27 protein-coding genes are annotated in these 24,786 nt (G+C 68.2%); 12 read left to right on the top strand and 15 right to left on the bottom strand.

Features of this window, described 5'->3' with window-relative positions:
- Positions 1 to 34: 34 nt before the first annotated feature.
- The 6 genes from BM282_RS13760 to BM282_RS13735 all read right to left on the bottom strand — a co-directional run bounded on the left by BM282_RS13760 (position 35) and on the right by BM282_RS13735 (position 6,974).
- Positions 35 to 1,432, bottom strand: a complete 1,398-nt coding sequence (locus tag BM282_RS13760) for a hypothetical protein (RefSeq protein WP_394327792.1) — start codon at positions 1,430 to 1,432, stop codon at positions 35 to 37.
- A 59-nt stretch (positions 1,433 to 1,491) separates the two neighbouring features.
- Complete coding sequence (locus BM282_RS13755; RefSeq protein WP_089882036.1) at positions 1,492 to 1,788, bottom strand: DNA-binding protein; 297 nt, start codon at positions 1,786 to 1,788, stop codon at positions 1,492 to 1,494.
- A 50-nt stretch (positions 1,789 to 1,838) separates the two neighbouring features.
- Positions 1,839 to 2,957 carry a DUF7350 domain-containing protein gene (locus BM282_RS13750; RefSeq protein WP_089882034.1) on the bottom strand — a complete coding sequence of 373 codons (1,119 nt, stop codon included), beginning with the start codon at positions 2,955 to 2,957 and terminating at the stop codon, positions 1,839 to 1,841.
- 121 nt (positions 2,958 to 3,078) lie between these two features.
- A complete protein-coding gene (locus BM282_RS13745) occupies positions 3,079 to 3,912 on the bottom strand; it encodes an HFX_2341 family transcriptional regulator domain-containing protein (protein ID WP_089882033.1) in 834 nt (277 codons plus the stop codon).
- Between the two features lie 436 nt (positions 3,913 to 4,348).
- Entirely contained in the window at positions 4,349 to 4,624 is a 276-nt protein-coding gene (locus BM282_RS13740; RefSeq protein ID WP_245758369.1) for a HalOD1 output domain-containing protein, read from the bottom strand.
- A gap of 58 nt (positions 4,625 to 4,682) precedes the next feature.
- A complete protein-coding gene (locus tag BM282_RS13735; RefSeq protein ID WP_089882030.1) occupies positions 4,683 to 6,974 on the bottom strand; it encodes a methyl-accepting chemotaxis protein in 2,292 nt (763 codons plus the stop codon).
- A gap of 194 nt (positions 6,975 to 7,168) precedes the next feature.
- On the opposite strand from BM282_RS13735, the gene BM282_RS13730 reads away from it, so the two are divergent.
- Entirely contained in the window at positions 7,169 to 7,474 is a 306-nt protein-coding gene (locus BM282_RS13730) for a zinc ribbon domain-containing protein (protein ID WP_089882028.1), read from the top strand.
- Between the two features lie 56 nt (positions 7,475 to 7,530).
- Here BM282_RS13730 and sucD read toward each other — a convergent pair whose 3' ends face one another.
- Positions 7,531 to 8,400, bottom strand: a complete 870-nt coding sequence (sucD, locus tag BM282_RS13725; protein ID WP_089882026.1) for a succinate--CoA ligase subunit alpha — start codon at positions 8,398 to 8,400, stop codon at positions 7,531 to 7,533.
- Complete coding sequence (gene sucC / locus BM282_RS13720; RefSeq protein WP_089882025.1) at positions 8,397 to 9,542, bottom strand: ADP-forming succinate--CoA ligase subunit beta; 1,146 nt, start codon at positions 9,540 to 9,542, stop codon at positions 8,397 to 8,399. Before sucC ends, sucD begins: the two co-directional genes overlap by 4 nt.
- A gap of 120 nt (positions 9,543 to 9,662) precedes the next feature.
- Between sucC and BM282_RS13715 the strand changes: the two genes are divergently transcribed.
- Positions 9,663 to 10,442 (top strand): SDR family NAD(P)-dependent oxidoreductase, encoded by a 780-nt coding sequence (locus BM282_RS13715; RefSeq protein WP_089882023.1) that lies wholly within the window; start codon positions 9,663 to 9,665, stop codon positions 10,440 to 10,442.
- 28 nt (positions 10,443 to 10,470) lie between these two features.
- Here the strand turns inward: BM282_RS13715 and BM282_RS13710 are convergent, their stop codons facing one another.
- Positions 10,471 to 10,659: a hypothetical protein gene (locus BM282_RS13710; RefSeq protein WP_089882021.1), complete on the bottom strand. Its 189-nt coding sequence runs from the start codon at positions 10,657 to 10,659 to the stop codon at positions 10,471 to 10,473.
- 54 nt (positions 10,660 to 10,713) lie between these two features.
- Between BM282_RS13710 and BM282_RS13705 the strand changes: the two genes are divergently transcribed.
- The 5 genes from BM282_RS13705 to BM282_RS13685 all read left to right on the top strand — a co-directional run bounded on the left by BM282_RS13705 (position 10,714) and on the right by BM282_RS13685 (position 16,557).
- Positions 10,714 to 11,670 (top strand): NADPH:quinone reductase, encoded by a 957-nt coding sequence (locus tag BM282_RS13705; RefSeq protein WP_089882019.1) that lies wholly within the window; start codon positions 10,714 to 10,716, stop codon positions 11,668 to 11,670.
- Between the two features lie 62 nt (positions 11,671 to 11,732).
- Positions 11,733 to 12,443, top strand: coding sequence for an SDR family oxidoreductase (locus tag BM282_RS13700; RefSeq protein ID WP_089882017.1), 711 nt, complete (start codon positions 11,733 to 11,735; stop codon positions 12,441 to 12,443).
- 163 nt (positions 12,444 to 12,606) lie between these two features.
- Complete coding sequence (locus BM282_RS13695) at positions 12,607 to 13,989, top strand: sodium-dependent transporter (protein ID WP_089882015.1); 1,383 nt, start codon at positions 12,607 to 12,609, stop codon at positions 13,987 to 13,989.
- 174 nt (positions 13,990 to 14,163) lie between these two features.
- On the top strand, positions 14,164 to 15,582 hold the full coding sequence (locus tag BM282_RS13690) for a sodium-dependent transporter (RefSeq protein ID WP_089882013.1): 1,419 nt from the start codon (positions 14,164 to 14,166) through the stop codon (positions 15,580 to 15,582).
- A 75-nt stretch (positions 15,583 to 15,657) separates the two neighbouring features.
- Entirely contained in the window at positions 15,658 to 16,557 is a 900-nt protein-coding gene (locus tag BM282_RS13685) for an EamA family transporter (protein ID WP_089882012.1), read from the top strand.
- A 127-nt stretch (positions 16,558 to 16,684) separates the two neighbouring features.
- Here the strand turns inward: BM282_RS13685 and BM282_RS13680 are convergent, their stop codons facing one another.
- On the bottom strand, positions 16,685 to 16,849 hold the full coding sequence (locus BM282_RS13680) for a DUF1059 domain-containing protein (protein ID WP_089882010.1): 165 nt from the start codon (positions 16,847 to 16,849) through the stop codon (positions 16,685 to 16,687).
- 157 nt (positions 16,850 to 17,006) lie between these two features.
- Between BM282_RS13680 and BM282_RS13675 the strand changes: the two genes are divergently transcribed.
- The 3 genes from BM282_RS13675 (at position 17,007) to BM282_RS13665 (ending at position 19,211) form a co-directional block, all read left to right on the top strand.
- Positions 17,007 to 18,551 (top strand): acyl-CoA carboxylase subunit beta, encoded by a 1,545-nt coding sequence (locus BM282_RS13675; protein ID WP_089882008.1) that lies wholly within the window; start codon positions 17,007 to 17,009, stop codon positions 18,549 to 18,551.
- Positions 18,548 to 18,820, top strand: coding sequence for an acc operon protein (locus BM282_RS13670; protein WP_089882007.1), 273 nt, complete (start codon positions 18,548 to 18,550; stop codon positions 18,818 to 18,820). Before BM282_RS13675 ends, BM282_RS13670 begins: the two co-directional genes overlap by 4 nt.
- 106 nt (positions 18,821 to 18,926) lie before the next feature.
- Positions 18,927 to 19,211: an amphi-Trp domain-containing protein gene (locus BM282_RS13665; RefSeq protein ID WP_089882005.1), complete on the top strand. Its 285-nt coding sequence runs from the start codon at positions 18,927 to 18,929 to the stop codon at positions 19,209 to 19,211.
- Between the two features lie 47 nt (positions 19,212 to 19,258).
- On the opposite strand, the gene BM282_RS13660 is transcribed toward BM282_RS13665, so the two are convergent.
- From BM282_RS13660 to cofD, 5 genes are all read right to left on the bottom strand, one after another.
- Positions 19,259 to 19,453, bottom strand: a complete 195-nt coding sequence (locus BM282_RS13660) for a 30S ribosomal protein S17e (protein ID WP_089882003.1) — start codon at positions 19,451 to 19,453, stop codon at positions 19,259 to 19,261.
- 94 nt (positions 19,454 to 19,547) lie between these two features.
- Complete coding sequence (locus BM282_RS13655) at positions 19,548 to 20,165, bottom strand: DUF447 domain-containing protein (protein WP_089882001.1); 618 nt, start codon at positions 20,163 to 20,165, stop codon at positions 19,548 to 19,550.
- Positions 20,162 to 21,028: a triphosphoribosyl-dephospho-CoA synthase gene (locus BM282_RS13650; RefSeq protein ID WP_089882000.1), complete on the bottom strand. Its 867-nt coding sequence runs from the start codon at positions 21,026 to 21,028 to the stop codon at positions 20,162 to 20,164. The genes BM282_RS13655 and BM282_RS13650 overlap by 4 nt, the downstream gene beginning before the upstream one ends.
- A complete protein-coding gene (locus BM282_RS13645; protein WP_089881998.1) occupies positions 21,025 to 21,822 on the bottom strand; it encodes a tRNA-dihydrouridine synthase in 798 nt (265 codons plus the stop codon). Before BM282_RS13645 ends, BM282_RS13650 begins: the two co-directional genes overlap by 4 nt.
- Positions 21,822 to 22,814: a 2-phospho-L-lactate transferase gene (gene cofD / locus BM282_RS13640; protein WP_089881997.1), complete on the bottom strand. Its 993-nt coding sequence runs from the start codon at positions 22,812 to 22,814 to the stop codon at positions 21,822 to 21,824. The genes BM282_RS13645 and cofD overlap by 1 nt, the downstream gene beginning before the upstream one ends.
- 93 nt (positions 22,815 to 22,907) lie before the next feature.
- Here cofD and BM282_RS13635 point away from each other — a divergent pair, with 93 nt between their 5' ends.
- On the top strand, positions 22,908 to 23,528 hold the full coding sequence (locus tag BM282_RS13635; protein WP_175501542.1) for a hypothetical protein: 621 nt from the start codon (positions 22,908 to 22,910) through the stop codon (positions 23,526 to 23,528).
- 76 nt (positions 23,529 to 23,604) lie between these two features.
- Positions 23,605 to 24,783 carry an HD domain-containing protein gene (locus BM282_RS13630; RefSeq protein ID WP_089881995.1) on the top strand — a complete coding sequence of 393 codons (1,179 nt, stop codon included), beginning with the start codon at positions 23,605 to 23,607 and terminating at the stop codon, positions 24,781 to 24,783.
- Positions 24,784 to 24,786: the final 3 nt, after the last annotated feature.

Raw genomic sequence — 24,786 nt, 5'->3', positions numbered from 1 at the left:
TTCGCCCGACCGGTCACAGTCGGTTCGCCCCCAGTCACGGCAGGAACGGCGGCGGCGACGTGGGAAGCGAGATGAGCCACAGACTCGCCGCCGTGTAGCCCATCATCACGACGACGAACGGGTACTGACTCCGAATCGCCTGCATCCGACTCGGAAACAGGCGGTACGCCGTCGAGTGCGCCACCCAGATGGCCAAGAGATGGCCGCCGAGGACGAACACGATGTTGGCCGCGCTCACCCACGACGGCAACGTCAGGACGAGGGGATTCGCCGGCGTCGAGAGCGGAGCGGCGAGGACGGCGGCCAACGACGGGGTGAGAGAGACGAAGAACGCGAGGTAGTGCGCGAGGTGGTAGCCCGCCGCGATGACGAGGAGCGGAGGCGCGAACTGGACGGCGAGTTCCCGCGCCCTGCGGTGCGTCTGCAACCGCGACGCGGACACCCGGGCGGCGAGGACGTACGCGCCGACGAACGCCGCGAACCCGAGGAGGTAGAGGCCGCCGTAGACGGCGAGGGGCGGGAGGCCGACGTCGACGAGTGCCCGGACGACGGTCGCTCCCCGTTCGGTCGTGACGAACCCGCTGTAGGTGAGTTCCCAGACGAGGAGGACGGCGAACGCCACGTCTGACGGTCCGTCCACGGCACCGTTCGCGGCGACACCGTCGGCCGCGGCGTCGCCCTCGCTCGCATCGTCGTCGCCGACGAGCCGCATCCCCGGGAGCGTGAGACGAAGCGTGCCGCCGTCCCACGAGAGCGGTGCCACGCGGCCGTAGAACCGGAAGAACACCGAGACGGGGTCGACGTTGCGGAACCACGGGCCGACGCCGACGACGACGGCACCGACGACGGTGAGCACCGAGTACGCGAGCACGACGCTCGCGAGGAGTTCGGGCCGCTTCGTCATCCCGGTGGTCGTCTCCATCCAGACGAGCGCGAGGAGTCCGGCGACGGCGGGCCACCGGCCCACTCGGACGGGGTAGGAGACGAACCCGTTTGGGAGACGCCGGGCGACGGCGCGCCACGGGTTCAGCGCGGGCCAGGCGTTCCCGACGAGGTACGCGAACATCGTGAGTCCGGCGCGCATCCCCGCGAAGACGAACACGACGGCGAGGTTCACCGTCGGAATCTGCGGCCCGGCGAACCCCCGATAGACGACGAGTGCGAGGAGTCCGAGGCCGAGTGCGTTGCCGGCGGCGACGCCGACGCGACGCGCCGTCGCTCGGTCGGGGGTCGTCACCGACCAGCGGTGGATGCGGCGGACGAGTCGGCGGTCGGTGACGAAACTGGCGAGGAGGGCGGACGCGCCGATGGTCGCGCCGCCGGTGGCGACGTACAGCCATCGCGGGACGCTGAGGGGGTCTCTGGAGGCGTCGCCGAGGCCGACGGCCGCGTTGCTCGCGTCGACGCCGCGGGCGAGGAGAAGCACGCCCACGAGTGCCAAGCAGGCCGAGAGCGTGCGCGCGAGGAGTCTGTCTGTGTCGGGCACGGTGGTCACCCCGCGAACCCGGCGTAGAGGAAGAGAAAGCCGAAGTAGAGGACGACGAGCACGACGAGCGCTCGGAGCCTGAACGACCGAATCTCTTCTTCTTCCGCTCGGTACGCCTCCCGGTACGCCTCTCGCTCCGCGTCGGTGAGGACGCTCGGGTGGCGGACGCCGCGGTGGAGGACGAGCAAGCGCGTCTCCGGGAACGTCCGACCGCAGACGCGACAGGTGCCCCCGTTCGTCGTCTCCCCAGTCGTCCTCGTCGCCTCCGTCGGTTCCGTCGGTTCCGTCGTCGTGTTCTCCATGGCTTCGTGTCTGTGGTGTGCTCGCTGGCGTCGTGCCGTCGCTCGTCGCGTCACTCGGGGACGGTGAACGTCGTCGGTCCCATCTCGACGAACGCCGTCTCGTAGCCGTCGTGGCGGGCCACCTGCGGCGGCACGTCGACGGCGACGCGGAGTTCGTCGCCGGGTTCGACCGAGTCGGCGTGCGCCCCGTAGTGGTAGCCGAGTTCGGGGTCGAGCGTCCGCGCGAGTTCGGTCTCCGCGACCGTCTCGCCGTCGCGCGACAGCGTCGCCGAGAGACCCATCATCGGCAGGACGATACCGTTGTACGGCGTCCGTGCGGAGACGTAGAGATACGGGTCGTCCCCGAATCGGGCGGCCGCTTCGTCCGCTCCGTCGTCTGCGCCGTCACCGCCGTCGACGCCGACGGCGAACGCGTGGAAGACGGCGTCACCGGTCGTCGCCCGGCCGAGGTGGTCGCCGGGGAGCGACTCCGGGTCGGGTGCGCGTCCGACGGGGATACCCATCATTTCCATCGGGGGAATCGCTCCCCTCGAACCGGGGTTCTCCGGGCTCTCTATCGGTACGTCGTACAACTCGTCGGTGTCGAACGTCACGTCGAACGTCGCCGTCTCGGGCGTCTCGAATCGTCCCTCGAACGCTCCCGTCCGACGGAGTGAGACGCCGCCGACGCGGACGCTGACCTCGTAGTCGCCCTCGCCGTCCAGCGCGTAGTTCGACCCGTAGTGCATCCCCATCTGCTGGGAGAGCATCGGGTAGGCCACCTCCTGCGTCACGAGTTCGCCGTCCCGCGTCACCTCGACGGTGACGCCGGAGTCGACGGGGAGGACCGTGTTCGTCTCGGCGTCCCACAGCGACGCCATCAGGTGGACGGAGTCCTCGGACTCCACGACGGTTTTCGAGAACTCCGTGCCCGTCAGCGTCCAGAAGCGGTGCGGGTACGAGTAGGTGAGAGCGACGCCGTAGGGGCCGACGGTGGTCCGTCCGAACATCGCCATCCCTTCGGTGATGGCGGGGACGTAGACGGCGTCGGGTCGGTTCTCGACGAGTGGGGGGTCGCGCCACGCCGACTGCGTCTCGAATCCGAGCGTGCCGAGGCACCCGGCGGTACCGGCGAGGGCACCGGACCCGAGCGTGCCGAGGACCTGTCGACGAGTGAAGTACGAGACCATGTGGTGTCTCTCGCCCGCGAGACGGGCGAGTGTCGTCGTCGGAGGTTACGAGGCGATGGGGATGACGTTTGCGGACCGACGGCGGCGTTCGACGGGGAGTCGTCTCCGAACCGTCGATCTGCTACTCCACCCGGACTTTGTGTCTGAAGGCTCGGTAGACGCTGATTCCCGTCTCCGTGAGGACGACGTTCTTCTGCTTTCCCGCGGGTTCGAGACGGAGGTAGCCCTTCGCGACGAGTGGGTCGACGATGGCCGTGTCGAGGCGGCGGTACTCCGACTGTCTGCTCTCGGTGGAGTAGTTCGCGAGGAACGGCAGGCCGTAGTCGTTCGCGCGCTGGATGAGGCTCCGTTTGTTCAGCGTGTAGGGATTCTCGACGGTCTGTTCGTAGAGGTAGCCCATGATGTGGACCTGTTCTCGCGTCGGTGCCTCGATGGGGTAGTCGGGGACGCGGTCGATGCTGGCGACGCCCTCCGAGAGGGGGTCGGCGCCCACGTCGTGACCGTAGCGCTCGGGTTCGACGCTGTAGGGGAGGGCGGCGGTGGTCATGCACGCGATGGCCGCACCGACGGCGGCGACCTTCGTCCCCGAGGAGATGTTGACGAACACCTGGTCGTCGGCGTGCGTGGCGGCGACGGTGGTGGTGACACCCATCACGTCGTAGACGTTGTGGATGTCGACCGGGAGACCCCGGGCGTCGCAGTACGCGCCGAGTTCCTCGCGGACGGCGCGTTGGTACGCCGTCGCCGTCTCCCAGGAGACGCTTTCGGTGTCGGGAGAGGACCAATCCGCGTCGTCGTCGACGTCGCCGTAGTCGGCCGCGGTGCGGGCGGGGTCGTCGACGAGGAGGTAGACCACGTCCGCGGCCTCGGTCCGCACGGGGTCGACGACGCGGTCGCGTTCGTAACCGAGCGGTGCGATGTGCACGCGCCGGCCGGAGGGGAGTCCGCTGTCCATGGTCGGAATGGTTCGAACCTACACATGAATCTTCTGAACGACTGTCAGAACCGCGCGACCGGGCGGTGACGAGAGCACGACTCGGTCGCAGACCATCGACCCGGACGGGGCGAATCGGGTGGAACGCTCCCGGGTGGGGAGTCGGCGTGGAGGGACGGTGTGAAGGGCCGAAGTCGGTCGAGGCGAGACGACGAGGCGATGGGGTCCGCGAGGCGAGGCGCCCAGCGGGGAAGGCACCCGCACGCGTCCGTCCGGCGCGGAGGAACGCCGGACCGGGGCGCGACGAACGCGTGCAGTCGAAGCGAGGCCCCACCGCAACGTCCGTATTGACACGTGACCGTCGTGACAGTCGAGAGAACCGGGACGGCTCCGAGCGTCGAAGTGGACGAAGTCGCGACTCGCGGAGTCGAAGACGTCGAACGCGAGACGCGCGGACTCAGTTGGCGTCGCAGAACTCGATGGGCGACGCTTCGAGGGTGCGAACGTCGCCGTCGCCGCGGACGAACACTCGGTAGCCGGCGTAGTCGAACTCGAGGACGCACGACCCGGAACCGCTCTCTCCGTCGAAGAGCGTGACGAGTGCATCGGGGTCGACGACGGACGCGAGCGGTGGAATATCTAATACGTCGACGCCTTCCAGTTCTGCGACCAGCGAGACGATGGACGCTGGGAGCATCTCTGGGGTGGTTGGCGTCGTATGGTCGTTCCTCATATGCGACGAGAATGGAGTTGCGACATATAAGTACTCTACTCGTTTGCAGTCCGTGCGACTATCGTGTCAGTTGATTATTCTTTTTGGCAGACTGCTCGTCGACGTTTGACGTGGGTTCGGCTCGCACAGGCCGTGTCTCGTCGGTCGATTCCGCCGGAGACGTCTCGCTCGCCCCGTCCGCTCGGTCGACTTCGAAACCTGCGAGCGCGGTTTCGAGTCGTGCGATACCCGTCTCCAGCGTCGATAACTCGTCTGTCACTTCGTCGAGCGAGGCCGCCTGTTGCTGGGCGGCGGCCGACACCGTCTGCGTCTCAGCCGTCGTCTCCTCGCCGATTCCGGCTATCTCGTCGGTCATCGCCAACACCTCCTGTGCGGACTCGGCCTGGTCGGCCGTCGCGTCGTGAATCTCCTCGACGCTGGCTGCCGTCTCGTCGACTCTGTCGACGATGCTCCCCAGCGACCCGAGGGCGTCGTTGACGGACGCCGCGCCCGCGTCGACTTCCTCGCGCATCCGTTCGATGCCGTCGACCACGTCGTCGCGTTGCGACTCGATGTCCTCGACGAGGGCTGCGATGTCCGCCGCCGAAGACTTCGTCTCCTGTGCGAGCGACTTCACCTCGTTGGAGACGACGGCGAAGCCCTCGCCCGCCTCGCCCGCCCGCGCCGCCTCGATGTTCGCGTTCAGCGCGAGGACGTCGGTCTGGTCGGCTATCTCGGTGATGACCTCGACGATGTCGCCGATTTCGCCCAGTTGCCGGTCGAGTTCGCGCACCTCTTCGACGGTGCGTTCGGTCTCCGTCCGGATGTCGTCGATGCCGCGGAGGGCGTCTTCGGCGGCGCGTTCGCCGTCGTGTCCCTCTTCGGTCGCTCGGTCGGCGAGCGTCAGGAGTTCGTCGGCCGAGGAGGCTATCTCCTCGACGGACGCCGAGAGGTCGTTCACCTCGCCGGAGACGGCGACGAGGTTGTCGCTCTGCTCGGTCGCACCGGCGGATATCTGTTCGATGGCGGTGCTCACCTCTTGGCTCGCGTGGTTCACCTCCTCGGCGTTCTCGGCGACGCGCGTGACGAGTGCGGAGACGTCGTCTGCGAACTCGCGGGTCCGACGGACCGTCGCCTCCACTTCGTCCATCATCTCGTTGTACGCGACGGCGATGGTCCGCATGTCCTCGGAGTCGGAGTCCTCGTCCAGACGGGCGGTCAGGTCGCCGTCGGCGGCCCGAACCATCACGTCGCTGTAGGCGTGCGCGTCGCCCCGCTGGTCGCGCAGGTCGTCGCGGAGTTTCGCGACGCCGGAGAGCACGTCGCCGAACTCGTCGCTGCGGTCCGTCGAGAGGTCCACGTCCAACTCGCCGTCGCGGAGTCGCGACACCGACCCCGAGAGGCCGCGGAGGGGTCTGACCGTGTTGACGTGCAAGAGCGCCCCGAGTCCGAGGAAGCCGAGGAGCGAGAGGCCGATGACGGCCGCCATGTCGGTGCCGACGCGCCGCGAGAGCGAGAGGACGGACGCGCGTTCCGCGTGCAGGAGAACCGTCTCGCCGCTGTCGAGCGTGGCGTAGCCGACCAGGTGGGGGTTTGCCGTGAATCCGCCGACGGCGTCTTGGGCGGAGACGCCCGACTCGCCCGTCGTGGCGGCCGCGAACGCGTCGGTTTCGGCCGCCGGGTAGTCGCGCCCGGGCGCGCCGCCGCCCGTTCCGTAAACGACGGTGCCGTCCGTCGTCACCAGTTGGGTGAACGAGTCGTCGACGTTCGCGCGCATCCGGTCGCCGAGCGCCGTCGCGTCCGCGACGACGACGACGGCGCGGGGCCGCATCGACGGGAGTCGCTTCACGAAGGCGACGTAGCTTCGCCCGTCTCGCGTGTAGACGGCCGTGCGGTGTATCGTGTTCGTGTCGGTGAGGTCCGCGTCCTCGGAGACGGGAACCTCACCGCCGGGGAACAGCGTCTCACCGACCGCGTCGGTGTCGGAGGACCCGGCGACGGTACCCGACTCTAAGTCGAGGAGGTAGAGGCCCGTCACGTCCTCGGGCGCGGACTCCATGTACTGCGCGAGTGCGCCGTTGCTCCGTTCTGCCATCACGCTGTTGACGCTGGTATCACCGGAGATGGTCGCCACCAGTCGTCTGTGCTCGGTCTCCCACTGTTCGACCTGTATCGCCTGTCGCTCGGCGGCGGCCTGTAAGCCGCTTCGGGCGTCCTCGTTCAACGCGGACGCCGTCGCCGCGTACTGGACGCCGGCGACGCCGGAGACGACGAGCACGACCAGGAGAAATATCGCCGCCAACTGGCGGGTGTAACTCTGCGTAATCGCGTCCGGGACGAGGTCGGACACGCGACGTGTGAACTCAGCCATCGTCTGCCGAACGCCGGAACAGACGGTTAAAACTGTCTGGCGAGTTATCGTTTCTGATAGTCTCTCGTGCGGGGTGTGGACGTGTGTCTCTCACGAGTGAGAAAACGGTGAGCCAGTCCTCAGAGACGTGGGATTTCCGGCTCTCGCGTCGCCGGTGGCGATAGAACCATGGTCGTCGCACGCTTGCACACCACATGGAGTGGGAGGTCGCGTTCAGACTCCTCCTGACGGGGTTCTGCATCCTCGCACCGACCGCGTTGTACGTCGGCCTCGTTCGGGCCCTCGAACGACTCCGCGACGACCCGTTCGTCGAGCGAGTGCTGATGCAGATGGACGAGGAGTACGACGGCGCGGGCGGGTCGTCGCTCTCGACGCCCGGGTTCGTGCCGATGTCGGTGGCGACGGAGACGGGCGAAACCGACGCCTGCCCGCAGTGCGGCGCGCCGAACCCGCCGTACGCGGAGTTCTGCGGTGCCTGCCTGGCGTCGCTGGACGAGTGAGCCCTCTGTCCTCTGCGCTCGGTGAAAAAACGAGAAACGAGACCGGAAGAGACGGTCTACAGGAAGTCTTCGACGTACTCTGCGACTTCGTTCGGGGTGTCGCCGACGGGGACGCCCGCGTCGTTGAGCGCCGAAATCTTCGAGTCGGCCGTGCCGGTGCCGGACCCGGAGACGATAGCGCCCGCGTGACCCATGCGCTTGCCCGGCGGTGCCGTGCGACCCGCGATGAAGCCCGCGACGGGCGTGTCCATGTTCTCCGCGATGAACTTCGCGGCCTGTTCTTCGTCCTCGCCGCCGATTTCGCCGCACATCACGACGGCGTCGGTGTCCTCGTCGGCCTCGAACAGTTCGAGGGCGTCGACGAACGACGTGCCGATGATGGGGTCGCCGCCGATGCCGATGGCCGTCGTCTGGCCGATGCCGCGGTCGGTGAGGTTCGAGACGACCTGATAGGTGAGCGTCCCCGAACGGGAGACGAGACCGACGTTTCCGGCCTCGAAGATGTTGCCGGGGAGAATGCCGAGTTTCGCCTCGCCGGGCGTGATGAGACCGGGGCAGTTCGGTCCGAGCAGTCGGGTGTCGACCTCGCCGAGGCGCTTGTTCACCTTCGCCATGTCCTGCGTCGGGATGCCCTCCGTGATGGCGACGACGAGGTCCAGGTCGGTGTCGAGCGCCTCGAAGACGGCGTCGCCCGCGAACGCGGGCGGGACGAAGACGACGGACGCGTCGGCGTCCTCCTCCTCGACGGCCTGATTGACCGTGTCGTAGACGGGGATGCCGTTGACCTTCTCGCCGCCCTTGCCGGGGACCGCACCGGCGACGACGTTCGTGCCGTACTCGACCATCTGTTCGGTGTGGAATCGACCTTCGCCGCCGGTGATTCCCTGTACCACTACGCGCGTGTCGTCGTCGACTAGAATGCTCATTGGCTCGCCTCCTGTGCGTTCTCGACGGCCCGTTGGACCGCGTCTTCGAGCGTCTCTTCGACCTCCACGAGGTCGGTGTTGAGAATCTCCATCCCCTCTTTCGCGTTCGTGCCCGCGAGTCGGACGACGACCTTCTTCGGAATCTCGTCGAACGACTCCAGCGCTTCGTTGATACCCTTCGCGACTTCGTCGCCGCGGGTGATACCGCCGAAGATGTTGAACACGACGGCGTCGACGTTCTCGTCGGAGAACACCATGTCGAGCGCCTGCGTCACGCGTTCTGCCTTCGCGCCGCCGCCGATGTCGAGGAAGTTCGCGGGCTCGCCGCCGTAGTGGTCGACGAGGTCCAGCGTCGTCATGACGAGGCCCGCGCCGTTGCCGATGATACCGACGTTACCGGAGAGTCGAACGTAGTCGAAGCCGTAGTCGTTGGCCTTGCGTTCGAGTTCGTCTTCGGCCGCCTCGTCCTCCATCTCCGCGAGGTCCGGGTGGCGGAAGAGCGCGTCCGAGTCGATGTTCATGACGGCGTCCGCGGCGACGACGTCGCGGTCCGACGTTATCATCACGGGGTTGATTTCGATGTCCGCGGCGTCTTTCGACTCGTAGAGGTCGTACAGCGTCGAGAGGATGGACGCCACGTCGCCCGCGACGTCGCGGGGGATGCCCGCCTCGTAGACGACCTTTCGCGCCTGGTAGGGGTGCAGACCGAACGCGGGGTCGATGTGTTCGCGCGCGATGGCGTCGGGCGTCTCCTCGGCGACGGCCTCGATGTCGACGCCGCCCTCGGTGGAGACCATGGCGACGGGTTCGCCCTCGCCGCGGTCCATCGTGATACCGACGTACAGTTCGTTCTCGAAGTCCACGCCGGACTCGACGAGCACCTTCTCGACGGTGTAGCCTTTGAGGTCCATGCCGAGGATGTCTTCGGCGGCCTCGCGCGCCTCGTCCTCGCTCGTGGCTATCTTGATACCGCCGGCCTTCCCGCGACCACCGACGTGTACTTGCGCCTTGATGGCGGCCGGGTAGCCGATGTCCTCGACGGCCTCCATGACTTCGTCAACCGACGTCGCGAGGCGGGACTCGGGTACCGGAATCCCCGCCTCGGCGAAGATATCCTTCGCCTGATACTCGTGGAGTTTCATGCGTCCGTGAGTGCGAAGGACGGCCGCTTAAATCCCGTTCATCCGGTAACGATAGTTCCGGTTAGTCTCTCCGCGAACCCCTCGACGACGACTTATGTCACCTCGGCGTGACGCTCCCTCATGGCAGTCCTCGACCGATTCAGACTCGACGGCCAGACGGCGATAGTGACGGGCGGCAACCGCGGCATCGGCCGGGCCATCGCGCAGGCGCTCGCGGAGGCCGGTGCGGATGTGGTCGTCGCCAACCGGAGCGAGGAATCCGGGCGCGTCGCCGCCGAGGAGATAGCCGATTCGACCGACGCGGAGACGCTCGCCGTCCCCGTCGACGTGGCCGACGAGTCCTCCGTCGAGGCGATGGTCGAGGCGACACTCGACGAGTTCGGCGGCGTCGACGTCCTCGTCAACAACGCGGGCATCGTCGTCCACGAGGGCATCGAGGACATGACGCTCGCGGAGTGGAACTCGGTCGTCCAGACGAACCTCACGGGCGTCTTCCTCTGCTCGAAGTACGCGGGCGCGCCGATGGTCGCGGGCGACGGCGGCGCTATCGTCAGCGTCTCCTCGATGTCGGCGTTCGTCGCCAACTACCCGCAGCGACAGGTGGCGTACAACGCCTCGAAGGGCGGCGTCGAGTCGTTCACGCGACAACTCGCCTCCGAGTGGGCCGAACACGACGTGCGCGTGAACACCGTCGCGCCGGGCTACATCCGCACCGACAACACCGACCAAGCCGACGCTATCGACCCCGACATCGACGAGGTGTGGAAGTCGGAGATGCTGATGGACGACATCGCACCGCCGGAGGACGTCGCTCCCACCGTGGTCTACCTCGCCAGCGACGCCGCCCGGTACGTCACCGGTGCGTCCGTCGTCGTCGACGGCGGGTACACGGTTCGATAGCGCGGTCGGCCCGCGTCGGCCGCCCGGCTCACTCGGCGTAGAACCGAACCAACCCGCAGTCCGGACAGACGTACGTCTGCACGTGGTCGCCCTTCAGGTCGAGTGCGCCGAGGACGCCGCCGTCGGTGTCGACGCGGATGCCGTCGCCGGAGTACGTCGTCGTGTGACCGACTCGCCGCATCGCCGTCTCGCAGTCCGGGCACGTTCGCTCGCCCATACGCCACCGTTGCCTCGTCCTCCTTTATGAACCTCCGCCTCGAACGGTCGCCCCATGCGTGCTGTCAGGTTCCACGAACACGGTGGCCCGGACGTACTGACCGTCGACGACGTCGACGAACCCGACCCCGGTTACGGACAGGTGGTCGTCGAAGTCGGCGCTATCGGCGTCAATCCCGTCGACACGTACTTCCGGGAGGGCGCGTACCCCGTTCCCGGTCTGCCGTTCGTCCCCGGGTCGGACCTCGCGGGCACCGTCGTCTCGGTCGGTGAGGGCGTCGAACGCTTCACGCTCGGTGACCGCGTGTTCGGGACGGGCCTCGGCAACGGGATGTCCGGGACGTACGCCGAACAGGTCGCCTCGCCCGCCGGACTCCTCGCGCACCTGCCCGAAGACGTCGAGTTGGCCGACGCGGCGGCCCTCGCTCTCGTCGGCACCACCGCGTGGCAGGCGCTCGTCGAACACGGCGAGGTGAAGCCCGCGGACACGGTCCTCGTTCACGGCGGAAGCGGCGGCGTCGGCCACGTCGCCGTCCAACTCGCCGCGACGATGGGCGCGCACGTCGTCACCACGGCGTCGCCGGACTCTCACGACGCACTCACCGCGTTGGGTGCCGAGGCCGCCTTCGACTACGACCACCCGAACCTCGAACGCGCCATCTCCGAGGAGTACGCGCCGGACGTCGTCCTCGACACGCACATGGACCGCTACCTCCAGTTGAACGCCAACGTCGCCGCCGACGGGGCGCGCATCGTCGGCGTCGGCAACGACACCGCGGAGGGCGGGTTCGACGACATCGGCGTGACGAAAGGCAAGGAACTGCGCTACCAGTTCATGTCGATGTTCAACACGCGCGAGACGGACGCCGTCCTCTCCCGTCTCGGTGACCTCCTCCTGCGCGACGACGTGAGCCCCGTCGTCCACGAGACGTACGAGTTGGCGGAGGCGGGCGAGGCCCAACGGGCGGTGCTGCACGACAGCTTCCTCGGTAAACTCGTGCTCGTCCCCTGACTCCGGCGGTCGAATCGCGGGTCCGCCGGCTCGTTTATGTGCCGTGGTGACGAGTTACGAACATGAACGTCAGTTTCGACTTCGACGGGCGCGTCGCACTGGTGACCGGTGCCTCCGGGGCCCTCGGCAGTGCCGTCGCCGAGGCGTTCCGGGACGCGGGTGCGACGGTGGCCGCGACGGACGTCGTCGAACCCGACGACGAGGACGCACTGCTGGACGCCGGCGACGGCATCCACTTCTACCAGGGCGACTTCACCGACGAGGACGACGTGCGAGACGTGGTCGATTCGGTCATCTCGGACCACGGCGGTATCGATTTCCTCGCGAACGTGGCCGGAACGTGGCGCGGTGGCGACCCCATCCACGAGACGGACGCAGAGACGTTCGACTTCCTGTTCGACGTGAACCTCAAGACGATGTTCCTCGCGTCGAAGCACGCCCTACCGTACCTCCGAGAACGCGAGGGCGCGGTCGTCAGCGTCTCGGCGAAATCCTCGCTGGAGGGCGGCGAGGGCGACGGCATCTACCGGGCGTCGAAGGCGGGCGTGCGACTCCTCACGGAGACCATCGCCGAGGAGAACCGCGGCGTCGTCCGCGCGAACGCGGTGATGCCGAGCGTCATCGACACGCCGATGAACCGCGAGATGATGCCCGACGCGGACCACGACAAGTGGGTGAAACCCGAGGAGATAGCGCAGACGTTCCTCGCGCTCTGTTCGGACGCGACGGGCGTCACCTCCGGTGCGGCCGTTCCCGTCTACGGCGAGGCGTGACCGTCCCCTGAGAGAGGGTGTCTCACAAGTTCTGCCGAGCAGACAAAACCCACGAACGTTTCGTCAGTATATATACGCAGGGAGAATATGTCGGACTATCCTCGCGTTTCCGCCCTCGTATCGTGTCGTTTATCACGTTCTCGTCTGGTAGAGGGAGCCAGACATGAGCGAACGAGAGACGTGGGCGACGCGGGCAGGTTTCATCCTCGCCGCCGTCGGCAGCGCCGTCGGACTCGGGAACATCTGGCAGTTCCCGTTCAAGACGGCGCAGTTCGGCGGGGCGACGTTCCTCGTCGTCTACCTCGTGGCGGCGTTCGGTATCGGGCTTCCGGCCATCCTCGCGGAGTTCGTCATCGGGCGGAAGAGCAACCTCAACACCATCGGCGCGTTCGAGAAGTTGGGATACAGGAACTGGCGGTTCGTCGGCGTCCTCGGACTCGTGACCGGGTTCTGGATTCTGTCGTACTACAGCGTCGTCGGCGGGTGGGTGCTCCGCTACGTCGGCGGGAGTCTCACCGGCGCGTACTTCGGTGACTCCGCGGCGTACTTCTCGAGCATCGCCGCCGGACCGGATGCGATTGCCCTCCACGCCGTGTTCATGGCGCTGGTCGTCGGCATCGTCGCGTTCGGTATCGAAGACGGCATCGAGAAGGCGACGAAGTTCATGGTGCCGAGCATCCTCGTCATCCTCGTCGCCCTCGCCGCGTGGGCGTTCACGCTCCCCGGGTCCGGACCGGGGTACGGCTACTTCCTCTCGCCCGACCTGAGCCAACTGCGACTGACGGTCGCGACGACCGACGGCTTCCCGTTCGTCTCGTTCGGCGGCCCTCTCGCGGAGATAATCCCCTTCGCCGTCAGTCAGGCGTTCTTCTCGCTGTCGCTCGGGATGGGCGCGATGATAACGTACGCCTCCTACATCGACGGCGACGAGAGCCTGTTCGGCGACGGTGCGACCATAGTCGTCTTCAACAGCCTCATCGGTATCCTCGCCGGTCTGGTCGTCATCCCCCTGCTGTTCGCGCAGGGCGTCGAACCCGGGAGCGGCGGCGCGGGTGCGCTGTTCATCAGCGTCGCCGGGGCGTTCGCGTCCATCCCGTTCGGGCGCGTCGTCGGCGTCGTCTTCTTCGGCGTCGTCCTCGTGGCCGCCCTCTCCTCGGCTATCAGCCTCCTCGAAGTCGTCGTCGCCTACGCCATCGACAACTACGCCGTCTCGCGCCCACAGGTCGCCGTCGGCCTCGGGGCGGTCATCTTCCTCCTCGGCCTCCCCTCGGCGTGGGACACGGCGTGGCTCACCTGGTTCGACAATCTCGCGTACCAACTGTTCCTCCCGCTGTCGGTGCTGGGTATCCTCGTGTTCGTCGGGTGGGTGTTCGGCCGCCCGGCCCTCGAAGAACTCCTTCGCGGGACGAGTTTCGGCCACGGCGTCGGCGCGACGTGGCTCTGGACGGTTCGGAGCGTCGTCTTCCTCGCCGTCGTGGTGACGCTCGTCCTCGGACTCGTGACGCTGTTCGGCGGACAGGACCCGGCCATCGTCCCACCGCTCTGAACGACCGCCTTCGGAGCGCCGCCGTTCGACTGACGAATCGTAACCGAACGAGCGTTTTTCCGGTCGGATAGCGACGAGAATCGCCCCTTCACCGCGGTATCGTCCGTCACTTTCGCCGCCTGACGAATCCTCGGTTCGAAAGCGCTTTTGCCGCAAAACTGAGACTGCGTGACAATGACACGAGAAACGTGGGCGACGCGCCTCGGCTTCATCCTCGCCGCCGTCGGGAGTGCGGTGGGGCTCGGGAACATCTGGCGGTTTCCGTGGATAACCGGACAAAACGGTGGTAGCGCTTTCCTCGCGGTGTATCTCGGTATCGTTCTCCTGGTCGGCGTCCCCGCGCTCGTCGGGATGTTCGTCATCGGCCGACGCTCGAAGCGGAACCCCGTCGGTGCGCTCCGAGAGCTCTCGGGGTCGAACAGTTGGGGGCTGGTCGGCGGTTTCCTCGTCGCCAGTTCGCTCGTACTCATCTCCTTCTACAGCGTCGTCGGCGGGTGGATTCTCCGCTACCTCGGCGAGAGCGCCCTCGGCCTCGCCACCGGGAGCGTCGGCTACTTCTCGAACCCCGGTGCCGCGTTCGCGTCGGCGTCGTTCGGTCTCGAAGCCGTCGTCTTCCACCTCCTCTTTCTCGGACTGACGGCGCTCATCATCGTCGCCGGCATCCGCGGCGGCATCGAAGTCGCGACGAAGTGGATGATGCCGGCCATCTTCCTCCTCCTCGTCGGCCTCGGCGCGTGGGCCTCGACCCAGGCGGGCGCGTCGGAGGCGTACGCGTTCTACCTCGGATTCGACTCGCAGACGCTGCAGAACAACTTCTTCGGCCTCCTCGGTCCCGCCGCCGGACAGGCGCTGTTTACCCTCTCGCTCGGCGTCGGGACGATGATAACGTACGCCTCCTACCTCGACGAGGACCGCTCGCTGCCGTTCGACGGCGCGAGCGTCGCCGTCCTGAACACCGTCGTCGGCGTCCTCGCGGGCCTCGTCGTCTTCCCCCTGCTCTTCACGCTCGGCATCGAACCCGGCGAGACGGGGACGGGCGCGGGTGCGCTGTTCGTCGGCCTCGCGGGGGCGTTCTCGCAACTCCCCGGCGGCGCGCTCATCGCGACGGCGTTCTTCGCCGTCGTCGCCCTCGCGGCGCTCTCCTCGTCCATCAGCATCCTCGAAATCTCCGTGTCGTTCCTCGTCGACGAGTACGGCCTCGAACGGCGTCGCGCGGCGGCGTCCGTCGGCGCTCTCGTCGCCGTCACGGGGTCGGTGTGCGCGCTCGAATCCGGCGTGTTCGGCTTCGTCGCCGGAACGCTCGTCGACATCCTTCTCACCGCCGGCCTCGCCGCCTGCCTCGTCTTCGTCGGCTGGGTGATGGGGCGCGACGCACTCGTCGAGTTCCGGTCGGGGTCGGGACCGGTCGGGCGGGCCGTCTCGACGCCGTGGCTGTTCGGCGTCGGCGTCCTCATCCCTACCTTCCTCGTCTTCACGCTCCTCACGACGTTCGGCGTCGACGGCCGAATCGGTTTCTGGCCCACCGTCGCCGCCGCCGTCGGCGTCGCCGCCGTCGCCTTCGCGAGTCTGCGCGGCGAACGCTCGCTCGTCTGACGCGGCGCGTTCGACTCGCCTCGCTCGTTCTTCTGGTATCAGTACGCTTTCCTCTCGCCCGCAGGACGGTCCAGTATGGACGCCGCCAGCGTTCCGCTCGCCGTCTACGCGCTCTCGCTCGCTCCCGCCGTCGTCTGGGGGTTCACCCCGGTCATCGAGAAGCGCGCGCTCTCCGGGGGCGGGCGACCCCTCCAAGCGGCGCTGACCGTCGTCGTCGTGGACACGATACTCTACCTGCTCGCACTCCTCGCGCGCGGGGAGGTGCCGTTCGCGGACCTGTCGGCGGAGACGCTCGCCGTGTTCGTCCTCGCGGGCGTGCTCGGCACCGCAGTCGGCCGCATCGCCATCTTCGCGGGCAACGCCCGCGTCGGCGCGAGCGTCAGTAGCGCCGTCGTCAGCGCTCGCCCCCTGTTCGCGACGGCGCTCGCCGTCGGCTTCCTCGGCGAAGTCGCCTCGCTCACCACCGTCGCGGGTATCGTCGTCCTCGTCGGCGGCCTCGCGGTGCTCTCCGTGGCGAAGGGCGGCGACCTCTCGGGGTGGGAGACGCGGGACCTGCTGGTTCCGCTCGCCGCCGCCGTCGCGTTCGCCGTCGGCAACGTCCTCAGGCGATTCGGTCTCGACGCGGGTGCGACGACCCCGCTCGAAGCCGTCGCGCTGAACGAACTCGCGGCGCTCGTCGCCCTCCTCGCGTACGTCGTCGCCCGCGGGCGTCGCGACGTGTTCACCGCGCCGCCGCGAACGTACCTCGTGTTCGCCGTCAGCGGCGTCCTCACCGCCGGTGCGCTGTTGTCGATGTTCACCGCGCTCTCGATGCCCGCCGGACGCATCGCAATCGTGGACCCCCTCGTGGCGACGGCGCCGCTTTTCACCACGCTGTTCTCGTACTTCCTGCTCTCGGACCTCGAACGGGTGACGTGGCGAATCGTCGCGGGCGCGGTGCTCGTCGTCGTCGGGGCGGCGCTCGTGACGGTGTAGGTGGAGACGAGCGGGCGGCGACGGGATAGCGACGACGAGGTACCGATGCCAGTCGCCGAAGCGGGGTGGCAGACGCTCGCGGGGCGCAAACGACGAGAAAATGGACGACCGGTCGCGGACGTTCGCCCTACGCCTCGACGGCCATACCGCGCACGTCGGACGACGATACCTGCATCGCGTGCGTGTTCAGCGCGTGCATCTGCACCATCTCGACCAGTTCCTTCATGTTCTCCGACTGGACCGAGAAGTCGCAGTCGTGGCCCGCCTCTCTACAGGTGACTCTCATGCTCATGGTTCACACCCTTCCGGGAGTGAGAGTAGGCGCGCGACCAGCATAACCTCTCCTCGTGGTTCGACGAACGTCGAATCCACCTTTGGCCGAGAGCGGAAACCCTTTTGCACCCCGGACGGACGTTCGTGACAATGACCGCAGGTGGTCCGGCGTGACGATGGACGACCGTATCGACGAACTCCGCGAAAAGCGCGAGCGCGCGCGCAAAGGCGGCGGTGAAGACCGAATCCAGTCCCAACACGACAAGGGGAAGATGACGGCGCGAGAGCGCATCGACTACTTCCTCGACGACGGAACGTTCAACGAATTCGACCAGTTCCGGACGCACCGCAACCACAAGTTCGGGATGGAAGAGAAACAACTGCCCGGCGACGGCGTCGTCACCGGGTACGGGGAAGTCGACGGGCGCAAGACGTTCGTGTTCGCCCACGACTTCACCGTCTTCGGCGGCAGTCTCGGCGAGGTGTTCGCCGAGAAGATATCGAAGGTGATGGACAAAGCCGTCGAGGTGGGCGCACCCATCGTCGGCCTGAACGACTCCGCCGGGGCGCGCATCCAAGAGGGCGTCCAGTCGCTGGCCGGGTTCGGCGAGATATTCCGCCGCAACACCGAGGCGTCCGGCGTCGTCCCGCAGATATCCGCCATCATGGGACCCTGCGCCGGCGGGGCCGTCTACTCGCCCGCTATCACGGACTTCACGTTCATGGTGAAGGACACGAGCCACATGTTCATCACCGGCCCGGACGTCATCAAGACGGTCACCGGGGAAGAGGTGACGTTCGAGGAACTCGGCGGCGCGACGACGCACGCCTCCGAGTCCGGCGTCGCGCACTTCGCGTGCGACGACGAAGAGCAGGCGTTGGACCAGATTCGACTGCTCCTGTCGTATCTGCCGCCGAACAACGTCGAGGACCCGCCGCGCGTCGAACCGTGGGACGACCCCGAACGCGCCGACGAGTCGCTCAACTCGGTGGTCCCCGACGAACCCAGAAAGCCGTACGACGCCCACGACGTGATAGACGGCGTCCTCGACGAGGGGTCGTTCTTCGGCGTCCACGAGGACTTCGCGAAGAACATCGTCGTCGGGTTCGCCCGACTGGACGGCCACTCCGTCGGCGTCGTCGCCAACCAACCGCGCGTCAACGCCGGAACGCTCGACATCGAAGCCTCGGAGAAGGCGGCCCGCTTCGTCCGCTTCTGCGACGGCTTCAACGTCCCCATCGTCTCGTTCGTCGACGTGCCGGGCTTCCTCCCCGGAACGGACCAGGAACACGACGGCATCATCCGCCACGGCGCGAAACTGCTGTACGCGTACTCTGAGGCGACGGTGCCGCTCTTGACCGTCATCACGCGGAAGGCCTACGGCGGCGCGTACGACGTGATGGCGTCGAAGCACCTCGGCGCGGACGTGAACTACGCGTGGCCGACGGCCGAAATCGCCGTCATGGGGCCGCAGGGCGCGGTCAACATCCTCTACAGCGACGAGTTGGAGGCGGCGGACGACCCGGACGCCCGGCGCGACGAACTCATCGAGGAGTACAGAGAGGAGTTCGCCAACCCGTACACCGCGGCCGACCGAGGCTTCGTCGACGATGTGCTTGAACCGACGGAGACGCGGGCGCGCCTCGTCGAGGACCTGGAGATGCTTCGCTCGAAGCGCACGTCGCTCCCGGACAAGAAGCACGGTAACATCCCGATATGAGCGACGGAGAGGACGTTGAACTCTCCATCCCGGAGACGGCCGACGAGGACGAAGCCGCGGCCATCGCCGCGGCCGTCGCCGCGCACCTCCGCGACCAACAGGCCGCGGCCGCCGCGGCGGCCGCCGAGGACGGCGGCGACTCGTGGGACGGCAAGCGCTGGGCGTTTGCCGGGCGCGTGGCGACGCTCACCGGACGGCACGGGGTCCGCGTCACCGACGGCGCGCCGCGAGACGGGTGGAGTGCGGCGGGCCGCGTCGACCGGTTCTGAACGCGACGGACCGCGTCGACGGCGACGGACGCGGCGGGCCGTTCTCGGGTTCGAGGTTCTCGCCGACGGGTGTACTTATCCACGTCGCCGACGAAGGGTTCGGCACATGCCAGAAGAGACACTGTTCAAGTCGGAGAGTGACCGTGACAGAGCGGAGATTGCGGCGTACCTGCGGAGCGTCGCGGACAAACTCGAATCGGGTGAGTCGCTCACGCTCTCGGCGGGCGACCAGTCGGTGACGATGGACCCCCCGTCTCGGCTGACGTTCGAGGTGGAGGCCGAACGCGAGGGGCCGACCGGACAGCCCGGCGAACTGAGCATCGAGTTCGAGTTAGAGTGGGACGAGGACGCGGGCGACGGTGGAGGCGACGGCAGCCTAGAGATATCGTAGCGCAGTCGCTCGGCCCGTAGCGGCGATATCGAGAAGCGTTCGCCGGATTACGCCGTCTGCGCGACGCCGCCCTTCTTTCGCGTGATGTAGCCCGCGATGCGGTTGCGCACTTCCTTCGACTCGACGTTCGTCAGTTTGCTGACGCTCTCTTTGTTCGTGTCGAAGTCGGTGTTGAACGCCTGCGGGTACTTCTCTAACAGCACCTTGCCGAGTTGCTTGACGTACTTGGGTTTGATAGCCATGCCCGACGATACCGTCAGCGCGCACTAAAACGATTCGTTCCGGCGTCGTCGGCGCGACGGCGTGTCACGGTCCCTCGCAGACGCGCCGAGAGCCTCAGTCCGTGCGCTCTCGCCACCCCGACACCTCGCTCAGCGTCTCGAACGCCTCTCGCTCCGCCGGACCGCCGCACTTTCGCACCGTCTCCGCGAAGTAGTCGAGTCGGGCGAGTAGTTCCTCGGTGTCGTAGCCGGGAACGTCCAACCGCGACGCCGCGACGGTGGCGTCTATCACCGCGCCGAACCCCCGATTTATCACGGGCACCGTCTCGGAGACGACGTCGCTCTCGACGGGTCGGAGGCTCCACTCCTCCCAGCGCGTCCCGCCGCGTTCGCCGCCGTCGACGCGCGTCGCTTCGACTTCGACCCACGCGCGCGCGTCGTCGAGAACGGGGTCGTCAACCTCGTGGATGGTCGCCGCCGCCGCGACGAACACCCGTGGGTCGGCGACGAACTGGACGACGCCGCCGCCCCGCCGGTGGAAGTTCCGCCGGGTTCTGGTGTTCCCCCACGTCGTCGCCGTCACCGGTTCGCCGTCGTTCTCGGGCGCGTGTAACCCGAGTGCGGCGGCGTTCCAGCGGTCGTTCGGGCCGAGCGTCGTCACCACCGACTCCGTGACGCCGCGGAGCGAGACGGGCCACCCGGCCGGACGCCCCGCAGTCTCCTCACCGGTCATACGCTCACCCCCCGTTCGAGGGCGACGAACGTCGCCGCGCAGACGACGTCCGCCGTCGTCCCGGGGTTGATTCCCTCCGCGACGAACGCGTCGGCGAGTTCGGCGACTGCCTCGGGGTCACCGCGCGCCTCGGCGGCCCGGCGCACCACGTCGGCGGCGACGTCGGGGCCGTGTTTCGTCCGAACGAGCGTATCTTCCTGCTCGGCGAGGAGGCGGACGAACGCCCGAGAGATTCGGTCGAGAACGGGGCCGTCGTCCGCGAGGATGTCCTCGGCGGCGGTGAACGTCCGGGAGAACCCGCCCGTCCACTCCGCGGCGTTGCCGTCGCCGTCGCTCGCGGCCATCACGTCGAACAGCGTCAGTCCGCGCTCTCTGAGCGTCGGTATCGCGTCGCTCCCGCGGCGGACGTCGAGTGCGTCGAAGTCTTCGGGCGGGTCGGAGACGGCGACGTCGACGTGCTCGAACGACCGGTAGAAGTCCGCGGCGTCGGCGACGGTGGTCGATTCGACCACGTCGGTCACCCCCGACGCCGTCGGGTCCCCGGCGGCCGCCGCGCGGACGAGGGGGACGAGGAGGAGCAGACACCCGAACTGCGTGTTTCCGCCCTCCTGCGTCCGCATCCCGCGGACGGCGCGTTCGAAGGCGACGCCGACGGGCGCGCCCGATTCGGCCCGTCGGAGGCCCTCTCCGGACCCGACGGCCCCGGCGAGGAAGTGCTCGAACCGGAGGTCCGAGAGGTCGTGTCCCCGGTCGACGTTGCCGGGTTTCGGCGTCGCCGACACCTCCAGAAGGAGCGCGAGTTCGGCGTTCTCGGCGGGCGTTCGGGGACTCTCTCGACGGGCGCCGGGTCCGTCGTCGCTCACGACTCGACCACCTCGTCGGTCGCAGACGGCGTGCGCTCGGCGAACCAGTCGTCCGCCGCCCGGCGGACGCGACGGAGGACGCGCGGGTCGGTGCTCGGTCGGCCGACGCTGACGGCGTCCGCGCCGTACCCCAGGTACTCGCGGACGCTTTCCTCGTCGCGGACGCCGTTGTTGGCGACGACGAAGAGCGGTGTGTCACAGAGGTCGGCGACGACAGATTCCGAATCCATCGCGTCCACGTGGAGCATCGCCGCGCCCGCGTCGGCGACGCGTCTCGCCGTGTCTGCGAGGTCCACGCCGTCGACTTCCGCGCGGACTTTCACGCTCACCGTCGCGCCCTCGTCGGCGGCGGCGGCGACGTACTCGCAGAGTCTCTCGGTGTCTCGGAGGAGGGTCTCGCCGCATCCGACGGCGCAGAGTTCCGCCTGTCGGCAGTGCGCGTTGACTTCGAGGACGGCGTCGTGGGCGGCGCAGACGGCGGCCGCGCGGCGTATCGGGTCGAGCGTCGCGCTCCGGACGTTGACGCCCGCGGCGATGGTCGCGTCGGCGTCGGCGTCCGCGTCCGCGCTGGCGTCGGCGAGCGTCGAGAGTTCCGCGTGGACGAAGGCGAACGGGTCCTCGGGGAGGAACTCGTTTCTGTCGCGCGCGACGAGTTCCCGGGCCGCCCGCCTGCTCTCGTCGTCGAGGCTGACGCCGCCGAGAAACGCCATCCCGGCGTACGGTGCGCCCCGTCTCGCCCACGCGGCGTCCGCTTCGCCGCTGAGACTCGCGAGGGCGACGCGCGGTTCGAACATTACGACACCTCCGAGAGCGCCGACTCGACGGCGCGGGCGACGCGGGCGGCGTCTTCGGGGCCGTCTATCCGCGTGTCCGTCCGCACGACCGGACGGTCCAACTCGGTTCCGTCGTCGGCGTCGAGGACGAACGTGTCGGCGAACGGGTAGGCGTCTGCGACGCCCGCCGTCGAGGGGTCGAACCCGACGCCGGCCATCAGTTCCGCGGCCGGACCGGAGAACACCCGGTCTTCGACGAACGGCGAGACGGCGACGACGGGCGTGTTCGAGAGGGCGTCGCGGAAGACGTCCATCGCCAGCATCGGCCCCAGACTCGTGACGGGGTTCGACGGCCCGACGACGACGGGGTCCGCGAGGGCGTCGAGCACCGCGTCGGTGGGTTCGGCGTCGTCGGCCCCGCGGAACTCCACGTCCTCGACGGCGGGGTCGGCGCGACGGTGGACCCAGTACTCCTGAAAGTGCATCGTCCCCTCGTCCGTGTGGACGATGGAGGCGACGGGGTCGTCCGACATCGGCAGGAGGTCCGCTTCGAGGTCGAACGCCTCAGCGAGCGTCCGCGTCACCTCAGTCAGCGTGTTCCCCTCGTCGAGGAGGGACGTGCGGGTGATGTGGACCGCCCGGTCTCTGTCGCCTATCTCCATGAACTCCGCGACGCCGGAGAACCGCCGCCACCGCGAGATGTCTCGCCCGGCCGTCTGCGCCTCGTCGGAGAGGTAGCGCGGGCCGCCGTCCAGTCCGGCGGCGTCGGCGAGGCGGTGGAGTTCGTCGTCCGTCGCCGTGGTGTCGCCCGCGATTCCCCACCAGCGGTCGGTGTCGAGGACGCCGCCGCCGTGAAAGAGCACCGTGTCGACGTCCGGGCAGACGAGGTGGCCGCCGAGTTCCACGTCGTCGCCGGTGTTGGCGACGACTGTCGTCTCCGCGGGGTCGAACACCTCGTCGGAGCCGTCAAGCAGTTTCGGGGTTCCCGTTCCCCCGGCGAGAAAGGTGACCATAGCGACGCTTTGTGCACGGACGGTTTCAACCTTCCTTCAGCGGCACCCGGGGTTCCAGAAGGGGTTTCCACGCGGCGGTCCAACCACACGTCGATGTCCGAACTGGACGCCCGCCTCGGTCTCCTCGTCGCGTTCGCCGTGGTCCTCGTCGCCGTCGTCGCGCCCGCGTCCGGCATCCTCCTCCTCGCGGACGTCTCCGCGGCCGAGTTCGAGACGACCGCACGGGGGACGACGACGGCGTCGTCGGCGACGGTGAACGACTCGCGCCCCGTCGTCGCCGAGGCGACACTCGTCGTCCGCGCGCCGGAGGCGGTTCGCCCGGCCATCGAACGCTCGGCCCGCGAGACGTTCGCCGAGGAGGGGTTCGACGTGACCGTCGCCTCCGAGATACCAGACGACGGCACGCCCGTCGTGGTGGTCGTCGTCGACTCGTGGGACGCGCGGTGGAACCCCGTGACCCCGTCGGCGAGCGCCGAGTGGCGCGCCGCGTTCGATGCGAACGGCCACGAGAGACACGTCGACGCCGCTCTCGCCGACGAGCCGATTCGGTTCGATTCGGGGCCGGACGCGGTCGTCTCGGGCGACTACCGACTCCGTGACCGCGGGACGGGACTCGTCTCGCGTCCGGCGTACGACCGCCATCTCGCCGAACGAGTCGGCGAGGAGACGGCCCGCCGAACGCTGGAGGCGATTCGGCGCGAGACGACCGTGTGAGCGACGGTTCGGTCGGCCGTCGCAGACGCGACGGGAGAACGCGTGGCTATTTGACGACTTACCGACGACTTGCCGTATGAGCGCCATCAAAGACAGCGTTCACGACTACATCACCCTCGACCCCCTCGCCGAGGACCTCGTGGACGCGCCGGAGGTGCAACGACTCCGGCACATCAAACAGCTCTCTACCGTCAGGTTGGTCTACCCCTCCGCGAACCACACGCGGTTCGAGCACTCGCTGGGCGTCTACCACCTCGCCTCCCGCGCCCTCGACCACCTCGGTATCGACGGCGACAGAGCCAGACACGTCCGCGCGGCCGCCCTCCTCCACGACATCGGACACGGTCCGTACGGCCATCAGACCGAGGAGGTCATTCGGCGGCGGACGGGCGCGCACCACGACGAAATCGGACACCTCTTGGACGGGACCGACGTGGCCGCCGCCCTCGTCGCCCACGGTCTGGAACCGGACCGCATCACGAGTCTCGTCCGCGGCGAGGGCGAACTCGGGCAACTCGTCTCCGGGGAGTTGGACGTCGACCGGATGGACTACCTCGTGCGCGACGCCCACCACACGGGCGTCCCCTACGGCACCATCGACACCGGGCGTCTCGTCCGCGAACTCCGCTACCGCGACGGCGAACTCGTCTTGGCCGACGGAAACGTCCAGACGGCGGAGTCGCTGCTTCTGGCCCGCGCCCTGATGAACGGCACCGTCTACAGACATCACGTCTCGCGCATCGCGGGCGCGATGCTCGAACGCGCCTCCGAACGACTGCTCGACACCGGCGACGTCGACATCGAGGCGTTCCGCCGGATGGCCGACCACGACCTGTTGGTCTCGCTCCGCGACCACGTCCCCGAGTTGGGCCGGCGAATCGAACGACGCGACCTGTACAAACGCGCCGTCTGGGCCCCCATCGCCAGCGTCCCCGCGAACGTCGTCGACATGGACGACACCGAGACGCGCGCGGCGGCCCGCGAGATAGCCGACGCGGCGGGCGTCGACGCCGACGAAGTACTCGTGGACGTTCCCTCCCGACCGAGTTTCAAAGAGTCGAGAACCCGCGTCGTCGTCAACGGCGTCGTCCAGCGGTTAGAGGAGGCGTCCGAACTCGTCACCGGCCTCCGGGCGGCCGAACGGGCGCAGTGGCGACTCGGCGTCTACGCTCCCTTTGACGCCACCGACGACGTGCGCGCCGCGGCGGCGGACGTCCTCGGACTGTCGGAGATTCGCGTCGACCTCGGTCGGTGACGC

This window comes from Halogeometricum limi, assembly GCF_900115785.1.
In the GTDB taxonomy this organism is placed as follows: Archaea; Halobacteriota; Halobacteria; order Halobacteriales; family Haloferacaceae; genus Halogeometricum; species Halogeometricum limi.
The sequence above is the reverse complement of the archived record's forward strand: the minus strand, read 5'-3'. Positions and strand labels throughout refer to the sequence as shown.